Genomic DNA, 18,285 nt, shown 5'->3' with positions numbered 1-18,285 from the left:
CCAGTGGACAACAGTTGGGAGTGGTACGGCTGCGGGCGCCTACCCCGAACGTGCGATCCGCCTCGTCGTTGGGTTTCCCGCCGGCGGCAGTTCCGATGCAAGCGCACGCATCGTACAGCCGACCGACCGTATGCCGGGGGTCAGAGCCGAGAACTGGATCTGACTGAGGCCTGGATGTTTCAACACGAAATTCCGAATAGCCGAAAAAACGAAATCCCGTCGGGGATGACGTGAAAAAGCGAGATCGGGCCTTCGTGGCACTGTGCTGTCGGCGATTTGTGTGGCATCGGCGGCGTCAAGCTCGCAAGAGATCTACAGAGCTCGACGCGGAGCCCCGACTTCAGCAATTCGCATCGCCCGCGCAGTAACTCAAGGCATGGCTTAAACTGTCCGGGCCCAAAGCGGCCAGTGCCGCCGACCCTGCCACCAGCCCGGCGTTAACCTCTACGGCGAACATTGCGGCGCCGGTCGGCGATCCCACACGACGGGGCCAACAAGGTCGCCGAAAAGAGGCACGAGGAGCTGGCGGATGTGTTGCCGCGGCCATCTATATGACAATTGTCGTTGCGGTGGCCATTAAACTCCGCGTTGCATCCAATTTTAGAGATCTCTCGAAGCGACTTTTCAAGCATTCGCGCTATCAATTGAAGCACGAGCACACCATCCATACCCCGCTCGCGCGCCTTAAGAGCGCTGCGGGTAGTCTCACTGAAACTTAGACCTTCGCCCCATCTCAGGAAATAATTCTCGCAGGCCAACTCGTCTGCGAACGGCGCAGCTTTGCCTGCGGACAGGACCAGCGATGACCGTCTCTTACTTGAGCTTCCGCGTGCCCTACGCTGCTAATCGGGACTGCATGATCGTCATCCAGCCGCAGAGCTCGGCATACCGCGCGGTCTGCGTCGACGCAGCGACCAGATGGACAATCGGCTGCCCGTCAGTTCCGCGTGAGCCAGATGGCGCGCGGCCGGCAATCTCGGCCACAGATGTCATTGGCATGATAGGCGGGTATCGCCTGGCGTCGGCCGCCGTCGATATCGAGGCCGACGAGCTGGCAAGGCGTATCCGTCGGATGTCCGGCGAGTTGCGGTTGCGCCGGCGCTTGTGGCGTCGGCGGCGCGGGTATCGGATCGGGAATTTTGCTCCGAGCGACGCCCCTTGAGACTCGCGCTGACTTACAGCGCCTGCACCTATTCTAGCACCCTTGGCAGGATCCGCAGAACGGAGGTCAACGACCTGAATCCCCATCCATTCCTCCAGACGGGGAGTTGCATTTTGTCTAGATTTGGACTATGTCTATATCTAACACAAGGTGCACCCATGTCGAGCAATCCCAAAAGACGCCCGTCTGAAGCGGCAAATGGGCCTCAGCGCCTCGACAATTCACGCTTTGCCCCGGCCAATCGAAGGCGGCTCAGCGCTCCCGCTTTGCGGACTTTCCTGGCCATTGCGGATCTATGGGGATTGACCGAAGAGCAGCGTCTCCTGATCCTCGGCTATCCCTCTCGATCCACGTACCACAACTGGTGCAAGCAAGCTCGCGAGCACGGCGCTTTCACCCTCGACGTTGATGTGCTCACACGCATCTCGGCGGTGCTCGGCATCCATCAGGCTCTCGGAGTTCTGTTTCCGACGGAGCAGCTTGGCGTCGAGTGGTTGCGAACCCCGCACAACGCTGTCGTGTTCGGCGGGCGGCCGCCCGTCGACTTGGTGACCAGCGGCTCCCAGGATGGATTGCTCTCGGTGCGCCGTTTCCTCGACGGCGCGCGAGGCGGTCTCTACATGCAGCCGAACACCATTGACGAGGCGTTCGCGCCTTACGACGACGCGGAAATTGTCTTCCGGTGACGGACGCTTTCGCACCCTCGCCACGGCCCGCCTATCGTCTGATCCCGTCGCAGTTCCCTCCCGTCGGTCTGTTTGATACCGTTGCAACCGCAGCTGATCTTGCGGCCGTAATGGAGCTGGTCGGCTGGACCAACGATCGGCTTGTCGCTGAGCGTATCGCCCGACTACCGCAGGCAGAATGGGTGTATGGCGTCCCCAACGCCAGCATCGTCATGGCGGCTTTTCTACACGTTGCGCCTGGTGGGATGCGATTCAATGGTCCCGAGCTCGGGGCCTGGTACGCAGCCGACGATATCCGGACAGCAGCTGCCGAGGTCGGTCATCACCTGCGGCGCGAGACGGTCGCCCGCAATGTAACCACGATGACCCGGACCTACAGGGCGTATGCCGCAACTCTGTTAGGCGACTATCTCGACATCCGAGGCCAGCAGACCAGGCGCCCCGACGTATACGCAAGCGACCGCTATGGCGCCTCGCAGAAGCTTGGCGAGGAGGTTCGCGCGTCAGGCGGCGCGGGACTGCTCTATGACAGCCTGCGGCGTCGGACCGGTGTCAACGTTGTCGCGCACCGCCCCCGCAATATCACGGACATCGTACAGACGGATCATTTCGAAATCACGATCCTGGCAACATCGCGTACGATCGACGTCCGCAAGCTGTCGCTTTGATCAAACTGCTGACCGCCGGCACCGTCGCGCCCGGCGAATGGCCGTTAGCATACGGTTTTCGCACCGCTTGCTGGCCTATCGGACGCTACTAAATTGAAGGTTCATCCCTTGGGAGGAAGAACCGTGAGGAGCTCTATGATGGCGGTCGCACACCACGACTTTATTCCAGCGGCGGGGCGCCGCTGGCTGCTGCCGCTTTATGACCCGATGATCGCTCTGCTGACACGCGAGCGGCGCTGGCGCGGCGAAATTCTCAAGTCGCTGGACCTCGAGCCCGGCGACATCGTTGTCGATGTCGGCTGCGGTACCGGCACGCTTGCGATCATGGCGAAGGAACAGGTGCCGCAGGCGCGCAGGTCGTCGGCGTCGATCCCGATCCTAACGCCCTGGGGCGCGCGCAGAAGAAGGCGGCTCGCAGGGAATCGGCGTCACCTTTTATCGCGGATTCGGCAACGAGACCGCGAAACTCATAGGCGCCGCGCGCGCGACAAAGCTGGTGTCCTCGCTTGCCTTCCACCATATGCCGCGCGAGATGCAGGCCGAGACGCTGGCTTCCATGCATGCGGCGCTGGCGCCCGGCGGAGCGTTGCGGATCGCGGATTTCGTCGGCGGACATTTCGGCGGACCCGGCGAAGGAATGTTGGTCGGTGACTTGACGGCGGCGGGCTTCGAGAATGCGCGCACGATTGGTCAGTTTCGCTTGGCCTTCGGCAAGGTCACGCTTGTCGGCGGGGAAAGGCCCCGCGCCTGATGGTGCGGCCCAAATTTCATGGAGCGGGAACGCGCGTCGTTCGTCCTGCCGTTCGCCCCGCGGTACGTCCTACCGTGCGCTGGGCGCGGCCCGGCTGGTACCGCTGGCCGACATCAGAGATGCTATGGGCTAAGATCGCGCACGTTGCCGATCGGTCGACGATTTCCGGATATCGCAGGCGGCCTGCGAGTTTTCCCGGAATCGATTGTGAGGTGCCGCACGACAACGATTTGAGCGGACGCTTCCATCCCCATTAACTGCATGGCCAGCCCATCGCCGGGCCGCTGACGGCCGCAGCGCCAAGCCCTGCGCCGTGCTTCGGCGCGATGCCAGCGACGTCAACTCGGCACGTTCCACTTCATCCAGCTCCAGCGAAGCAAACCGTCGACCCATGACCAATCCTCCCCCCAAAATAAGGAGAGTCCGCAATCTTCGAGTCGATTTGGAGTCCGCTGAACTTCAGATTCAGGACACTAGACACTAACTGGATACCCACATCGGACAGCTCATCAAGTCTTTGATTTTGTGGCGCGCCGTTCAGAATAAAATTACGAACTCATACACAATTGAAATTGCTTGTGATTTTTCCTGGCCGCGATAGTTCGACGATCGTCGGCGCCGACTTCAGCCTCACGCGCTGTTGTAGGACATTTCAGCACGCCTCATGACAGCGCCGCCTTTCGCTCTGGGATCGTAGTATTGTCGTCGGGAGCTGTCGAAGCTTCGAGACCGAGGATTTCGCGAACGCGGTCAAGGCAATGGCGCTCGAAGAGATGCACTCCAGAATCAAGCTGACGATCGCAGACTGCGGTCGGACGGCGCGGCAAATGGAGGACATTATGGCGCGTGACGACAAAGCCCGGGCAACTCTGATCCGGGATGCAGCGGGCAACGTTCAGCCGGGCAAGAGCCCCCGGGCCTTTGCCGAGCCTTTGTTCGGCTACACCAATACTGAGGACCTTGCCAATTACGATGCCGCCTCGCTTGCCCTCCTGGCGGAACAAGCCTGGGAACACGTGCAGCGGCGCACGGCAGGCAGCGCCGATATCCGCGTCGTCAATCCGATGATGCCGGACGGGCGCGAGATTTCCGTGCTCGAAATTCTCAACGACGACATGCCTTTCTTATTCGATTCCACCATGGCGGAGCTCGCCGAGCAGGGCATCGAAGTCATCCTCGTCGCGCACCCGATCATCGCCGTGGAGCGCGATGACCAGGGCAAGCTGCTGCGCTTTTACGGCGAAGCACTGCCCGAGGGAGCAAAGGGCACGCGCGAAAGCCTGATTCACCTCCACATCACCCGCCTGGACGCCGATGCCGATCGCCAGAAGCTGATCGACGGCCTCACCGGGACGTTGAACGACGTCCGCGCCTGCGTCACCGACTGGCGCGCCATGCGTGACCGTGTCGAGGAAGCGATCAAGACTTTCTCTTCCAATCCTCCGCCGCTACCGATCGACGAGGTCGCCGAAGCCAACCAGTTCCTGCAATGGCTCTGCGCGGACAATTTCACTTTCCTCGGCGTGCGCGAATATCGCTTCTCGCCCGACAGCGATGCGTCCCGCGACATTACAACTGGCGAAGGCCTCGGCATCTTGCGCGATCCCGACGTGAAGGTCCTGCGCCGCGGCAGCGAAATGGTGGTGATGACGCCGGAAATTCGCGACTTCATGCGCGAGCCGACTCTGCTGATCGTCATCAAGGCCAATGTCTCCAGCCGCGTCCATCGCCGCATCCGGATGGATTATGTGGGCATCAAGCTCTATACGCCCGACGGCCAGCTCGAGGGCGAGTTACGCGTCGTCGGCCTTTTCACGTCAGGCGCTTATACCCGCTCGGTACGACAGATCCCTTATGTCCGCCACAAGGTTTCGGGGGTGCTCCAGCGCGCGGGCTTCGACCCGAGCGGCCACTCCGGCAAAGCGCTCATGCATATTCTCGAAGAATATCCGCGTGACGAACTGTTCCAGATCGACATCGACACTCTCAACAATTTCGTCATTGAGATCCTAATCCTCTACGAGCGCCCCCGCGTCCGGGCGCTGGCGCGGGTGGACAAGTTCGATCGCTTCGTGTCCATCCTCACCTTCATTCCGCGCGAGAAATACGACACCGACGTCCGCACACGCGTCGGTGCCTTCCTGGCGCAGACCTACAAGGGTACCTTGGCCGCCTCCTACGTATCATTCCCTGAAGGGGCGCTTGCGCGCGTTCACTACATTATCGGGCGCTACGAAGGTAAAACTCCCGTCGTCGAGCGCGCCACGCTCGAAGCCGGGATCAGCGCCATTGCCGCCACCTGGGCCGACAGGCTGAAGGCCGCGCTCACTGCGTCGACCGATGGCATGCGGGCGCGCATGCTCACCAACCGATACGCCCAGGCCTTTAGCGGCGGCTATACCGAAGTATTCGGCGCGGAACAGGCGATCACCGATATCGCCACCATCGAAAAGCTCACGCCAATGCGTGCGGTGGCGATTTCGGTTCACCGCGACGAAAGCGAGGGCGATCCCCGGCGCTTTGGACTGAGGGTATTCTCGCACGGCGCCCCCCTGTCACTATCCTATCGCGTGCCCGTGATCGAAAATCACGGCCTGCGCGTGGTCAATGAACGCACCTATCAGATCGCGCCCCGCGCCACGCCGGCACCTCTGCCGGTCTGGCTCCACGACATGACGATCGAGACCAGCGACGGCCAGCCGATTGCGATCAGTCCGGAATTCAGCCATCGCCTGGAAGCCTCGATCATGGCGGTGGTCCGCGATCGCGCCGAATCCGATGGATATAACGCCCTGATCCTGCGCACCGCCCTGGGCTGGCGGGAAGTCTCGGCCATCCGGGCGCTGTCGCGCTACCTGCACCAGATCCGCGCTCCATTTACCCAGGACTATATGTGGGAGACGTTGCGCAAGAACGCCGCGATCACGGCCAGCCTCGTCGCGCTGTTCCAGACCCGCTTCGATCCACGCTTCACCTCAACGGATGCCGAGCGCTCGGCGCGCGAGGCGGCCCTCCTTGCCGAGATCGAGGAGCAACTCAAATCCGTCGCCTCGCTCGATGAAGACCGCATCCTGCGCCGCTTCACCAATCTGGTGCAGGCAACCATTCGCACCAATCTGTGGCAGATCGGCGAGGATGGACACCCGCGTCCGGTGATCTCCTTCAAGTTCGACGCGCGCCGGATCGACGACCTGCCCGCTCCACGACCTCTCTACGAGATCTTCGTCTATTCACCTCGTGTCGAAGGTATTCACCTGCGCTTCGGCAAGGTTGCGCGCGGTGGCTTGCGCTGGTCCGACCGACCGCAGGATTTCCGCACCGAGATCCTCGGCCTGGTGAAAGCGCAGCAGGTCAAGAACGCCGTGATCGTACCGGTCGGCGCCAAGGGCGGGTTCGTTCCCAAACGCCTGCCGCAGCTTTCCAATCGCGACGCCTGGCTCGCGGAAGGCACCGAAGCCTATCGCATCTTCATTCGCTCGCTGCTCGAACTCACCGACAATCTCGACGGCGACATTGTTGTGCCGCCCGAATCGACCGTGCGCCACGACGGCGACGACCCTTACCTCGTCGTCGCAGCCGACAAGGGCACCGCCACCTTCTCCGATACCGCCAACGCGATCTCGGCTGAGAAGAACCATTGGCTCGGCGATGCCTTCGCTTCCGGCGGCAGCCAGGGCTACGACCACAAGAAGATGGGGATCACGGCGCGCGGCGCCTGGGAGGCGGTCAAGCGTCACTTCCGCGAGTTCGGCACCGACATCCAGACCATGCCCTTCACCGCGGTCGGCGTGGGCGACATGTCCGGCGACGTTTTCGGCAATGGCATGCTGCTCTCGCCGGCGACAAAGCTTGTGGCGGCTTTCGATCATCGCGACATCTTCATCGACCCCTCGCCTGATCCTTCGACCAGCTTTGCCGAGCGCAAGCGCCTGTTCGACCTGCCGCGATCGAGCTGGCAGGACTACAACAAGTCGCTGGTCTCGCAGGGCGGCGGCGTGTTCTCGCGCCAACTCAAGGCGATCCCGCTCGCTCCGGAAGTGCGCACCCTGCTCGATCTCGACAAGCCGCAAGCCACGCCTTCCGAGGTGATGACGGCGATCCTGAAGGCGCGCGCGGACCTCTTGTGGTTTGGCGGCATCGGCACCTATGTTCGCTCCTCCGCGGAAAGCGACGATCAGGTCGGCGACCGCGCCAACGATCCGATCCGCGTCACGGGCGGCGACGTACGCGCCCGGGTAATCGGCGAAGGCGCCAATCTCGGCGTTACCCAGCGCGGCCGCATCGAAGCAGCGCAGAAGGGCGTCAAGCTCAACACCGACGCCATCGACAATTCTGCTGGCGTGAACACGTCCGACGTCGAGGTGAATATCAAGATCGCGATGGCGCGCCTCGAGCGCGAAGGACGCCTCAGCCGCACTGACCGCAACAGCCTGCTTGCCGCGATGACCGACCAGGTCGGCACGCTGGTGCTGCGCAACAACTATCTGCAGACGCTGGCGCTCTCGCTCGCCGAGCGCAAGCGGATGGCCGAGACCGGCTTCCTCACCCGCCTGATGCAGTCGCTCGAGCAGCGCGGCTTGCTCAGCCGCGCGGTGGAGTTCTTGCCCGACGACGCAGCGCTCACCGAGCGCACCCGGCGCGGCCAGTTCCTGACGCGACCCGAGCTTGCCGTGTTGCTCGCCTACGCCAAGTTGACCCTCTACGATGACCTGCTCGTCACCAGCGTACCCAATGATCCCTATCTTGCTCGCGAACTATCCCAATATTTTCCGCGCGAAGTTCAGGACAAATTCCCGACAGCGGTCGAATTCCATCGCCTGCGGCGGGAGATCATCGCGACTAGCCTCGCCAATGCGGTGATCAACCGCGGCGGCCCCGCCTGTGTCGTGCGCCTGATCGACGACACGGACGCCGATATCCCGACCATCGTCATGGCCTACGTGGCGGTCGATGAATGCTACGGACTGAAGTGGCTCAATGACGCGATCGATGCACTCGATACCTGCATTGACGGGCAGGTGCAGCTATCCCTCTACGCTTCTGTGCAGGACCTCCTGCTCTCCCGCATGGTCTGGTACGTGCGCAATGTCGACTTCAAGGACGGGTTGGAGGCCGTCGTCGCGCGCTTCGGTCCTGCTATCCGCCAGATCGTTGCCGGGCTCGATACAACCCTGCCGCCGGACTTGCAGGCCGCGCGCGGCAAGCGGCGGCACGAACTCAGCGACGCCGGTGTCCCGGCCGGCCTCGCCGGCGAGCTCGCCGATCTCGACGCTCTGATCTCGGCCCCCGACATCGTGACGGTTTCCGAACGCACCACCCGCCCTATCGGCGAAGCCGCCGCGACCTTCTTCGCCGCCGAGGCGAATTTCCGTCTCGACCGCATCATCGCTGCCGCGCGCAGCGTGCCGGCAAACGATCATTTCGAACGTATGGCCATCGATCGCGCCGTTGAACAGATCGGCGGCGCCGAAAGAAGACTGGCCGCAGATATGATGGCAACCGGCCAGTCCGGCCAGCAGGCCGTCGAGACCTGGCTCGCGGCTCACCCCGAAGCGACGCGCATCCGCCGCTCGGTCGAGGAGATTGCTGCTAGCGGCCTGACGCTCGCCAAGTTGACGGTAGCGGCGAACCTGCTGGGGGACTTGGTCAAAGCCTGAGGAACGCTTGGCCTCGTTGAGTATGCGGCGAGCGACTGCACCCGAAGCCGTGGCCTGGCTCGAGAAAAATCGGCCCGACGTTGTGGCAAGGGTCCCGTAGGCCACTAGCTAGAAGCGCAGCAACGGCGATGATTGATTGGCGCATCGCAAACGATCAGCTGGCGGAGAGGGAGGGATTCGAACCCCCGATAGGCTTGCACCTATGCCGCATTTCGAGTGCGGTGCATTCGACCACTCTGCCACCTCTCCAGGCGCCATGACGGGCAGATTCGGCCCGCGGTCGGGGCGAGTTCTAGGCGAGGAAGACGGGGCAGACAAGGCGCGGGGCGGAGAAATTCGCGCCAAAACGGGCCGGAACGGCTTTCGGAAAAGGGGTGGGACCGCCAGACGCGACAAAAAACTGACGGTCCCGTGCCGCTGCTTTGAAATTCCGGCCGGGAAGTGCGGCTTCGCCGGCCAGCCGGAGCGACGAAATGACGGTAGCAAGGCCGAGCGAAACGGCAACGCGAACCCGGTTTTAACCTAACCAGTCAACCTTACCCGCGCGGGACGGCGTTAATCCCTGCCCTTTTTCGTCTTCTTGTCGTCCCTGCCATTCTCTTTCCGGCGGTTGGTGAAGCGCGCATTGCCGAGGCCGGTGCCGATGGTCAATACGCCCCAATGCTCGACGTCCTGCATGAAGGGAACTTCGGAGAGGCCCTGCACCACGCCGTCATTGTGCATCAGTACGGCGGTGTCGTGATCGCCGATCTGCGGGATCGCCTCCACCAGGCTGGCCGGCAGGTTGAACTTGCTGCTCTCCCAATTGCCCGGCAGGTTCTGCGCGCCCTTTTCGATCGAACCGTCCTCGTTGATCACGCCGGGACAGGCGATGCCGATGAAGGGCGCGAGCTTCAGGCCTTCGGCCTCCGTGGCCGCGATCAGATCCTTCAACATCTTGACCAGCCGCTTCACCGCGCCTTCACGCGTCGGCTCTTCATCGGCGTGCCGCCACAGTTCGGACTTCCAGACGTCAGCCTTGGAAAGATCGGGCGCCTTTTTCCAGCGCGTCTCCACCACGCCGCAGCGGATGTTGGTGCCGCCGATATCCACCGCAAGGATGCTGTCATGGCCCTCGAAGATCCATGACGGCGCCAGGTGCAGCGTGCCGATCAGGCCGGCGTCATCGGGATGAAAGCGGATCGGCACCAGATCGACCTCGAAGTCCTCGGCCTTGAGGATGATGTCGGTGCGGGCGATGGCGATCTCGCCGACCCGGCTCTGCCTGAAGCCACCGCCGACCACGATGCGCTCGGTATCCGCCCACGCCTTGGTTTTCAGGAACCGCCGCGTCACATAGGCCAGCTCCTGGGCAAACTCTTCGATTGCGCCATGCACCAAGGCTGCGGCGCCGACATCGTCGCCGACCAGCGCCTGGTCGAGATCGTCCTTGGGAATCTCGCCGGCAGACTTTTTACCCAAGGGATCGTCGCCGTTTTTCCTGAGCGGCTTGCGTAAGCCGTCCAGGATCTCGCGGAAGGCTCCCTTGCTCGCGCGGTCGCCGAGGAAGCCTTCGTCGTCCTTCAGTTCGACATTGAAGCTGTCGACCTCGACCGACGGCAGCCGGGTGGCGCCGTGGCGGGCGATGCCCGTGGTCGTTATGGTGTCTTCTGCCATGCGCCCAAGCCCCTGCCGGATCTCGCTGGTGACAACGGGCGGGGAACCCATTGGTTTCATGGGGGAGTGGCGAGTAGCGAATGGCGAATAGCGATGGGCGTGTCCCTATTCGCCCTTTTCGACCCAAATCCTTCATTTTTGGCCGGTTTTTGGGGCTCTTTGCCTTGACTCACGGCGTTCTGCGGCTATAAGTCCCCGCATCCGGCGCGGGATTTCTCGCGCCGCTTGTTTTTGCGCGAATTCTTAAGGGGCTCGCCCTTGTTCTATGGGGGCTCGCCCTTGGCCGCGCGAAAATCGTACCCATAACGACTGACCAAAAAGCCGACCCGGGCAGCCCTGTTGGGAATATGTCCGAGGCCGGGATCGAACACGAAGGAAAAAAACGATGTTCGCAGTCATCAAAACCGGCGGCAGGCAATACCGCGTCGTTCCGGATGATGTGCTCGAGATAGGCAAGATCGCCGGCGATGTCGGCACGATCGTGCAGCTTGGTGAAGTTCTGGTGGTCGGCGGTGACACGCCGGTGCTGGGCACGCCGACGGTGGCAGGCGCTTCCGTTGCGGCCGAAGTGCTGGATCACAAGCGCGGCCCCAAGGTGATCGCGTTCAAGAAGCGTCGCCGCAAGAATTCGCGCCGCAAGCGCGGCTATCGCGACGAGATCACGGTGCTTCGCATCACCGAGGTCCTGACCGATAACGCCAAACCTTCGATCGGCCCGCGGCCGAAGAGGGAAAAGGTTGTGGCACCCGCCGCCGAGGGCGACGAGGAGCCGAAGGCCGCCAGGAAGAAGGCGCCTGCGAAAAAGACTGCGGCAAAGCCCGCCGCAAAGAAGGCCGCCGCGAAGGGCTAGCGCGACAAAAAGTGATGCGCTTCGGCGAAAAGTTGAAGCGCGACAAAAAGTGAAATGATTCCGTCAAGGAATTGATCTAAATACTAGCGAAGTCGGAGACGGGCCATGGCTCACAAAAAAGCAGGCGGTTCATCGCGAAACGGGCGCGATTCAGCGGGCAAGCGCCTGGGCATCAAGGCTTATGGCGGCGAGCACGTGATTCCCGGCAACATTATCGCGCGTCAGCGCGGCACCACCTGGCATCCCGGCCTTAATGTCGGCATGGGCACCGACCATACTCTCTTCGCCAAGATCGAAGGTCATGTCGAGTTCCGTGCAAAAGCCAATGGCCGCACTTTCGTATCGGTAGTTCCGATGGTGGAGGCGGCCGAATAGACGGTGGACACATCTGAGTCCGCCGGGTCCTGTTGAACCGGCGGAGTCGAAAAGGGCTCCAAGGGGAGGCGGGAAACCGGCCTCCCCTTTTCATTTTGCGCATACTCGCATTCTGGAGCCCGACATGTTGCAGGACATTCCGATCCCGACCTCGACGTTGCGTGAACCGAGTAGCTGCGTCCTCGAGACCGAACGGCTGACGCTGCGCCGGCCGACGCTCGCGGACGTAAAAGCGATTGCGCATCTCGCCAACGATCGCCGCATTGCGGAAAACACCCGCCGCCTGCCGCATCCCTATCTGCAGGACCACGCGGTCGAATTCGTGCGCGCGACATCCACCGATAACACCGTGTTTCTGATCGAGCAGAACTATTCGGCCATCGGCATGGTCGGCATCGACCGCAGCGAGCCGGACGCGCCGGAACTCGGCTACTGGCTCGGCGTCGCGCATTGGGGCCAGGGTTTCGGCACCGAAGCCGCACGCGCGGTGATCGATTTCTTCTTCGAGGAATTCGATGCCGAGCACCTGATTTCAGGCGCCCGCGTCGCCAACCCGGCGTCGCGCAACATCCTGGAGAAATGCGGCTTCCAGTGGAGCGGCGTCGAACTGCACCGCTTCGAGGCGCTGGGATCCTCGACCCCGGTCGACCGCTTCCGCCTGACGCGCGGTGTCTGGTGGTCGCTGAAGAACTGGGGCAGTTCGACGAGGAGAGAGCGGTAGCTAGCCGCCACCACCGCAACACAGCCGTCGTCCCTGAACGCAGGGACGACAATGATTATCTACGCCGGCGGATTGACCACCGTTTCCTCACGGCCGAGCTGCTGTTCGCGCATGAAGATATAGAAGCCCGCGCCGATGATGATGACTGCACCGATCAGGGTCGAGATCGACGGCACGTCACCCCATACGACAAAGCCGAAGATCACCGCCCATACGATCATCGAATATTGATAGGGAACCACAACGCTGGCCGGCGCCAGTTTCAGCGAACGGTTGATGCACAGCAGCGCGACGACCGAAGTAACTCCCGCTACGGCAAACAGGCCGAGACTGCCGATAGTCGGAGTCACCCAGCCAATCGGTGACATCAGCGCGCCGAGCAGAAACGTGCCGCCGAATTGCGTTGTGGTCAGCACAATATCCGGCGTCGCCCGCAGCGAGCGCGTGATCAGCATCAGGAACGCAAACGACAGGCTGCCGCCGAGCGCGATCATCGCAGGCCAGCTCACGGTTTGCGTGGACGGGCGCAATGCAATCAAGACCCCGCAGAATCCGATCAGGATCGCGGTCCAGCGCCGCCAGCCGACGTGCTCGCCGAGCACGATACCCGACAACGCGGTGACGAAGATCGGCGAGGCCAGATAATAGGTGATGACGTCCGCGAGCGGCAGATAGACGGTGGCGAGGAAGAAGGCTGCGACTTCGAGCGTCGAGAGCACGACGCGAAGCAGTTGCAGCCACGGCCGTTCGATGCGGGAAAATTCGGCGCGCTGCTTCCAGATCACCGGCAACAGCACGAGCAGGGCCGCGCAGGCGCGCAGCCACAGCAACTGCCCGACCGAATAGGTCGCGACCATGAATTTTCCGAGCGCATCACCGAACGAGAACATGAAGATCGACAGCAGCATCAAGCCGATGCCGGCCAGCCGCGCGGAACGCTCGTCATAGGTGGAGATCTTGGCGAACAGGCTCATTGGGAGATTGGGGACCGCCTATTGTTCTTGCGCGGCTGTTTTGAAGACGCGGCTGTCCGGGACATCTAGCGCGAAGACGCGCTTCGCGCTATCGCCCGGGCACGACGAATTGAACCGATTGTCGCAGCCATATCGGTGAGATACCGGCACGCCGTGGACTAACGGCAAGACATCGCAGGGAAATCAGGCATGACCGGCTTCGATCCCGCCGCGCACCGCATGGTGCCGCAACAACGCTGGTTCGAGGATTTCGTGCTCGGCGAACGCTTCGTGATCCCGAGCCGGACCCAGACCTCGGCAGTGTTCGCTGCGTTCCAGACCGCGAGCGGCGACACCCATCCGATCCACTACGACGTCGAATATTGCCGTGCCCGCGGCATGCCGGACCTGCTCGCGCATGGGTTCCAGACCCTGGTGCACACCGCTCCTGGCGCCGGGCTATTCCCCTACATCGTCGAGGAATCGCTGGTCGGATTCCTCGAGCAGTCGAGCAAGTTCCTGAAGCCGGTCTATGCCGGCGACACCATCTATCCCGCGCTCGAAGTGACCGAACTCGTCCCCGGCCGCACGACCGGCGTGGTGACGTTGCGCTCGACCGTGTTCAACCAGCGCCGCGAGCTGGTGCTGGAGGGGACGCAGAAGTTCTTGATTCGGAAGCGGCCGGAATAGACGAACAAGCCGTCCCAGTCGCGTGGCGCCCGATCTCTCGGCACCCCCGCGCTTTGCCGGACCATCCCTACGCATCATACTATCTGAGGCGGCACTTCATTCGTGAAGTGGTTCACAAACCACGCGGAAATATCTTCGTGGGCGGATGCAACAGGACCGTCGGTTGCATGGTATTCTTCGGGTGAACAACCGTTGCTCGCCCTGTGTAGGAGTCTTGGCCAGCAACGCCTCCGCCCATATTCGGGGCGGCCCGTCCTGCTGAAGGTCTATGCATGCAGTGTCCACGATGCCAGCAAGAGAATCGCGACGAGGCAAAGTTCTGCCGGGAGTGCGGCATGGCGTTCGGCATCGCCTGCGCGACTTGCGGCAGCCATTTGCGCCCCGAAAGCAAGTTTTGCGATAATTGCGGCGCGTCCATTCCTGTCGTCGCGCCGAGACATGCAGCCCCCCTCATTTCGGCATCGCCATTCTTTCACGCGCCCAGTCACCTGGCCCAGAGCATCTTCGGATCCGAAACGTCTCAGGAGGGCGAGCGGAAGCAGGTGACCGTGCTGTGCTCGGACATGAAGGGATCGACCGAGTATATCGCCGAGCTTGATCCCGAGGATGCCCGCTCGCTGCTTGACCCCGTTCTCGAACGGATGATGGAAGCTGTCGGACGCTACGAGGGCACGATCAACCAGGTGATGGGCGACGGAATCCAGGCGCTTTTCGGGGCCCCGATCGCTTATGAGGACCACGCCGTCCGGGCCTGTTTTGCCGCGCTCAAAATGCAGGAGTTGATCCGGAAGTACGCGGAGGAGGTGCGCCGGACCAGAGGAGTCCCGCTGCTCGTACGCGTCGGACTGAACTCGGGCGAAGTCGTCGTGCGTTCGCTGGGCAGCGAGTTGCACATGAACTACTCCGCTCACGGCCAGGCCGTACATCTGGCCGCGCGCATGGAGCAGATGGCCGTTCCGGGCACGATTCTGATGTCGTCACAGACGCTGCATTTGGCGCAAGGCTATGTCATGACCAGGTCGCTCGGCCCGATGCTCGTCAAGGGGCTGAGCGCGCCCGTGCTGTCTTACGAATTGCTGGGTGCCGTTGCCGTTTCGAGACTTCAGGCGCTGGCGCGGCACGGATTGACGCGCTTCGTCGGACGCGACGACGAGATCAAGCAGTTGCGGCATGCGCTTGACCTCGCTTATGCGCGTCATGGCCAGATCGTGGCACTGGTTGGCGAGCCGGGTGTCGGCAAGTCTCGTCTCATCCACGAATTCACACGCGCGCCCTACCTGGATTCCTGGCACGTCCTCGAAGCCGGCGCGCGCTCCTACGGCTCGGCCACCAGCTACCTGCCGGTTACGGAATTCCTCAGGAGCTATTTCCAGCTCACCACGTCCGACGATTCGCAGACCATTCGCGAGAAAGTCACCACCAAGCTCATGAGCCTGGATGAAGCGCTGCTGCCGGGGCTGCCGGCACTGCTCCTGTTGCTCGATCCTTCGCCCGACGACGCGCAGTCGTCCCCCTCGGACCGGCCGCAGCGCGGGCAGCGAATCCTCGAAGCCGTCAAACGGCTGTTGTTCCGCGAGAGCGAAGTACGGCCGCTCCTGCTCGTTCTCGAGGACCTGCACTCGATCGACCAGGAAACGATGGCCCTTATCGACGGCCTCGTCGACGGTCTTCCGGGTGCGCGGATCATGCTCCTGGTCAGCTTCAGGCCCGAATTTCATCACGGTTGGACCGGCAAGTCCTATTTCACCCAGGTCCGGGTCAACCCCCTCCAGCACGACATCGCGAGCGAATTGCTCGACGCGCTGATCGGCCTCGACGAGGCGCTGGGACAGCTCAAGGAAATCCTCATCGAGAAAACGGGCGGGACACCGTTGTTCCTGGAGGAGAGCGTGCGGTCTCTCGTCGAGACCGGCGTGCTCAACGGCAAGCGCGCCGACTATCACACCACAACGTCGATCGTCGAGCTCAAGATACCCCAGACGATCGAAGCCCTGCTGACCTCGCGCATCGACAGGCTATCTCTCGTTGACAAGCGCCTGCTGCAGGCCGCGGCCGTCATTGGATATGAAGTGCCTCTCAGCATCCTGCAGGCCGTGGCACACTTGCGCCCGGATCAGCTGCGCGAGGCGCTAAAGCGACTCCAGGATGCCGAATTTCTCTACGAGACAAACCTGTTTCCGGACATCGAATACAGGTTCAAGCACGCGCTGGTTCACGATGCAGCCTACCGGATGCTTTCGGCGGACCGGCGCCGCACGCTCCATACCGCGAGCCTGATTGCCGGTGAGCAGGTATATGCCGATCGGCTGATCGAAAAATCCGACTGGCTGGCCTTCCATGCCGTTCGCGCCCAGGCATGGGACCGGGCGGTCGTTCATCTCCAGGTCGCCGCCGCGCGGGAAGTCGCCCGTGCAGCAAACCGCGCTGCGGTTCAGCATCTCGAAGGTGCGCTTATCGCCGTCGAGCATTTGCCGTCGGACGAGCGGCCCACGCTGGCGATCGATTTGCGCATCGACTTGCGGCATGCGTTGACGCCGTTGGGGCGCGTCCAGCAAACGCTTGATTGCCTCAATGCGGCTGAACAGATTGCCGCACAGCTCGAGGACAGCGCCAGGCTCGGACGGATTCATTCCTTTACCGCCAATTGTCTTGTCCTGAAGGCTCGGTACGCAGAGGCGCTGGCGACGGGCGAGCGGGCCTTGAGCCTCGCCGGGGACAACGAGCGGCTGCAGCTCGCGACGAAGATGTACATGGCGCGCGCCAGACAGGCCCGCGGCGAATTCCGTGCGGCCATCGAATCGTTCGAAGGGATTCTGGCCATGCTCGACGGCAAGCCGTCGGACGACTTTCACGGCCTCCCCGTCCTGCCCGCTGCATTTGCCCGAAGCCACCTTTCGATCTGTCTCGCCGTCGTCGGCGAATTCGATAAGGCGGAAGCCTGTGCTGCCGAGGCGGCGCGCCGGGCGGACGCCGTCGGGCAGCCGGATTCGGTCATGTGGGCCTATTGGAGCATCGGATCTATCGCCCTCCACAAGGGAGACGGCGGAGCCGCCATCCTGGTTTTCAACCGCCTGCTCGACGTCTGTGCCACCCATGACCTGGACGCCTATGCCTCGCGAATCATGGCCGGCCTTGGCCGGACGATGGCCCGGCTCGGGCAGGTCCGGGAGGGGATTGCGTTACTGGAGAAAGCCGTCTCGCTCGACGAGATTGCCGAACCCCAGATCACGCGATCGCTTACGCTCATCGCCTATGTCGAAGCGCTGGTGCTTGCCGGCGAATTCGACAAGGCGCTGAAGACGCTGACCGACCTGCTGGAGCGGACGAGGAGCCTCGGCGAACGCGCGGCAGAAGCCCACGCCTGCTGGCTGGCGGCGACGATCCACGCCGCGCGCGCTGACGATCTTGAAGCCGGCGAGAGAATGATCGAGAACGCGAGCGCCATTTCCGGCGAACTCGATCTGTTGCCGCTGCTGGCGCACTGTCACCTCACCCGTGCGGACCTCTACGGCCGGCACGGGCTGCAGGCGGAGGCGAACGAGTTCCGCGATCGCGGCGAGAAGCTTCTTAGCCAGCTCGGCATGAAGCCGTGGTTCCCGCCATCCGGCGGCGCCGTGGCGGAAACAGCCTAGCGGGACTTGCGCTTCGCAATCCGCTTTGGACCGACCCTCGGCTTGCGCAAGACCTGTACATCGGGAGCTGCGAGCCCGAGACGGCGGGCTGCAGCGAGCACCTCGACGATCACGTTCTCGGTCAACTGCTTGTCGCCCTTGAGGGCAACGCGCAATTCAAATGGGACGGGAGATTTTGCTTTGGCCGCTCGACGCGACGGAGACTGCTTCGTTTTCGAAGCGGTCATTTCTTCTTCTTTTTCTTCTTCGAGGGAAGCAGTTCTTCCGGTGTCCGTTCACCCTTGACGGTGACACCCGCCAAATAGCTACGTACTTTCCTATTCACAAACATGTTCTTGAGCTCGAGCACCCGTTTATTCCACTGCGTGGCCTGCTCGGGGGTAACCGGGCCGATAAAAGTGAAAATAACGACCTGGTGCTCGCCTTCCTCTTGAGGATAGATATATCCACCACTCATCGATGCACTTCCATGATTTTGGGCTCA

The 18,285-nt window shown here is 62.5% G+C and carries 13 protein-coding genes and 1 tRNA gene; 9 read left to right on the top strand and 5 right to left on the bottom strand.

Annotated features, from left to right (window positions below; genetic code table 11):
• Positions 1–1,320: 1,320 nt before the first annotated feature.
• The 4 genes from V1279_RS36670 (at position 1,321) to V1279_RS36655 (ending at position 8,924) form a co-directional block, all read left to right on the top strand.
• Positions 1,321–1,848, top strand: coding sequence for an MbcA/ParS/Xre antitoxin family protein (locus V1279_RS36670; RefSeq protein ID WP_334432888.1), 528 nt, complete (start codon positions 1,321–1,323; stop codon positions 1,846–1,848).
• Positions 1,845–2,516 (top strand): RES family NAD+ phosphorylase, encoded by a 672-nt coding sequence (locus V1279_RS36665; protein ID WP_334432885.1) that lies wholly within the window; start codon positions 1,845–1,847, stop codon positions 2,514–2,516. The genes V1279_RS36670 and V1279_RS36665 overlap by 4 nt, the downstream gene beginning before the upstream one ends.
• A gap of 496 nt (positions 2,517–3,012) precedes the next feature.
• The gene (locus V1279_RS36660) at positions 3,013–3,267 is read left to right on the top strand and encodes a class I SAM-dependent methyltransferase (protein ID WP_334432882.1); all 255 of its coding nucleotides are present in this window, start codon (positions 3,013–3,015) and stop codon (positions 3,265–3,267) included.
• 827 nt (positions 3,268–4,094) lie between these two features.
• Positions 4,095–8,924, top strand: a complete 4,830-nt coding sequence (locus V1279_RS36655) for an NAD-glutamate dehydrogenase (RefSeq protein ID WP_334445767.1) — start codon at positions 4,095–4,097, stop codon at positions 8,922–8,924.
• Between the two features lie 159 nt (positions 8,925–9,083).
• Here V1279_RS36655 and V1279_RS36650 read toward each other — a convergent pair.
• Positions 9,084–9,173, bottom strand: a tRNA-Ser gene (locus V1279_RS36650).
• A gap of 306 nt (positions 9,174–9,479) precedes the next feature.
• Positions 9,480–10,580, bottom strand: coding sequence for an ROK family protein (locus V1279_RS36645; protein WP_334445765.1), 1,101 nt, complete (start codon positions 10,578–10,580; stop codon positions 9,480–9,482).
• A 385-nt stretch (positions 10,581–10,965) separates the two neighbouring features.
• Here V1279_RS36645 and rplU point away from each other — a divergent pair, with 385 nt between their 5' ends.
• The 3 genes from rplU to V1279_RS36630 all read left to right on the top strand — a co-directional run bounded on the left by rplU (position 10,966) and on the right by V1279_RS36630 (position 12,526).
• Positions 10,966–11,430 carry a 50S ribosomal protein L21 gene (gene rplU, locus V1279_RS36640; protein ID WP_334445763.1) on the top strand — a complete coding sequence of 155 codons (465 nt, stop codon included), beginning with the start codon at positions 10,966–10,968 and terminating at the stop codon, positions 11,428–11,430.
• Between the two features lie 105 nt (positions 11,431–11,535).
• Positions 11,536–11,805 (top strand): 50S ribosomal protein L27, encoded by a 270-nt coding sequence (gene rpmA / locus V1279_RS36635; protein WP_334445761.1) that lies wholly within the window; start codon positions 11,536–11,538, stop codon positions 11,803–11,805.
• 124 nt (positions 11,806–11,929) lie between these two features.
• The gene (locus tag V1279_RS36630) at positions 11,930–12,526 is read left to right on the top strand and encodes a GNAT family N-acetyltransferase (protein WP_334445759.1); all 597 of its coding nucleotides are present in this window, start codon (positions 11,930–11,932) and stop codon (positions 12,524–12,526) included.
• A 59-nt stretch (positions 12,527–12,585) separates the two neighbouring features.
• Here the strand turns inward: V1279_RS36630 and V1279_RS36625 are convergent, their stop codons facing one another.
• Positions 12,586–13,500 carry a DMT family transporter gene (locus tag V1279_RS36625; RefSeq protein ID WP_334445757.1) on the bottom strand — a complete coding sequence of 305 codons (915 nt, stop codon included), beginning with the start codon at positions 13,498–13,500 and terminating at the stop codon, positions 12,586–12,588.
• A gap of 189 nt (positions 13,501–13,689) precedes the next feature.
• On the opposite strand from V1279_RS36625, the gene V1279_RS36620 reads away from it, so the two are divergent.
• Both V1279_RS36620 and V1279_RS36615 read left to right on the top strand, forming a co-directional pair.
• The gene (locus V1279_RS36620; protein WP_334445756.1) at positions 13,690–14,169 is read left to right on the top strand and encodes a MaoC family dehydratase; all 480 of its coding nucleotides are present in this window, start codon (positions 13,690–13,692) and stop codon (positions 14,167–14,169) included.
• 272 nt (positions 14,170–14,441) lie between these two features.
• Positions 14,442–17,801: an AAA family ATPase gene (locus V1279_RS36615; RefSeq protein WP_334445751.1), complete on the top strand. Its 3,360-nt coding sequence runs from the start codon at positions 14,442–14,444 to the stop codon at positions 17,799–17,801.
• On the opposite strand, the gene V1279_RS36610 is transcribed toward V1279_RS36615, so the two are convergent.
• Both V1279_RS36610 and V1279_RS36605 read right to left on the bottom strand, forming a co-directional pair.
• Positions 17,798–18,028, bottom strand: a complete 231-nt coding sequence (locus tag V1279_RS36610; protein ID WP_334445749.1) for a hypothetical protein — start codon at positions 18,026–18,028, stop codon at positions 17,798–17,800. The two genes, V1279_RS36615 and V1279_RS36610, sit on opposite strands and share 4 nt — an antisense overlap.
• On the bottom strand, positions 18,025–18,258 hold the full coding sequence (locus tag V1279_RS36605) for a hypothetical protein (protein WP_334445747.1): 234 nt from the start codon (positions 18,256–18,258) through the stop codon (positions 18,025–18,027). The genes V1279_RS36610 and V1279_RS36605 overlap by 4 nt, the downstream gene beginning before the upstream one ends.
• Positions 18,259–18,285 lie beyond the last annotated feature (27 nt).

It is taken from the genome of Bradyrhizobium sp. AZCC 1610, assembly GCF_036924515.1.
Lineage (GTDB): Bacteria > Pseudomonadota > Alphaproteobacteria > Rhizobiales > Xanthobacteraceae > Bradyrhizobium.
The sequence above is the reverse complement of the archived record's forward strand: the minus strand, read 5'-3'. Positions and strand labels throughout refer to the sequence as shown.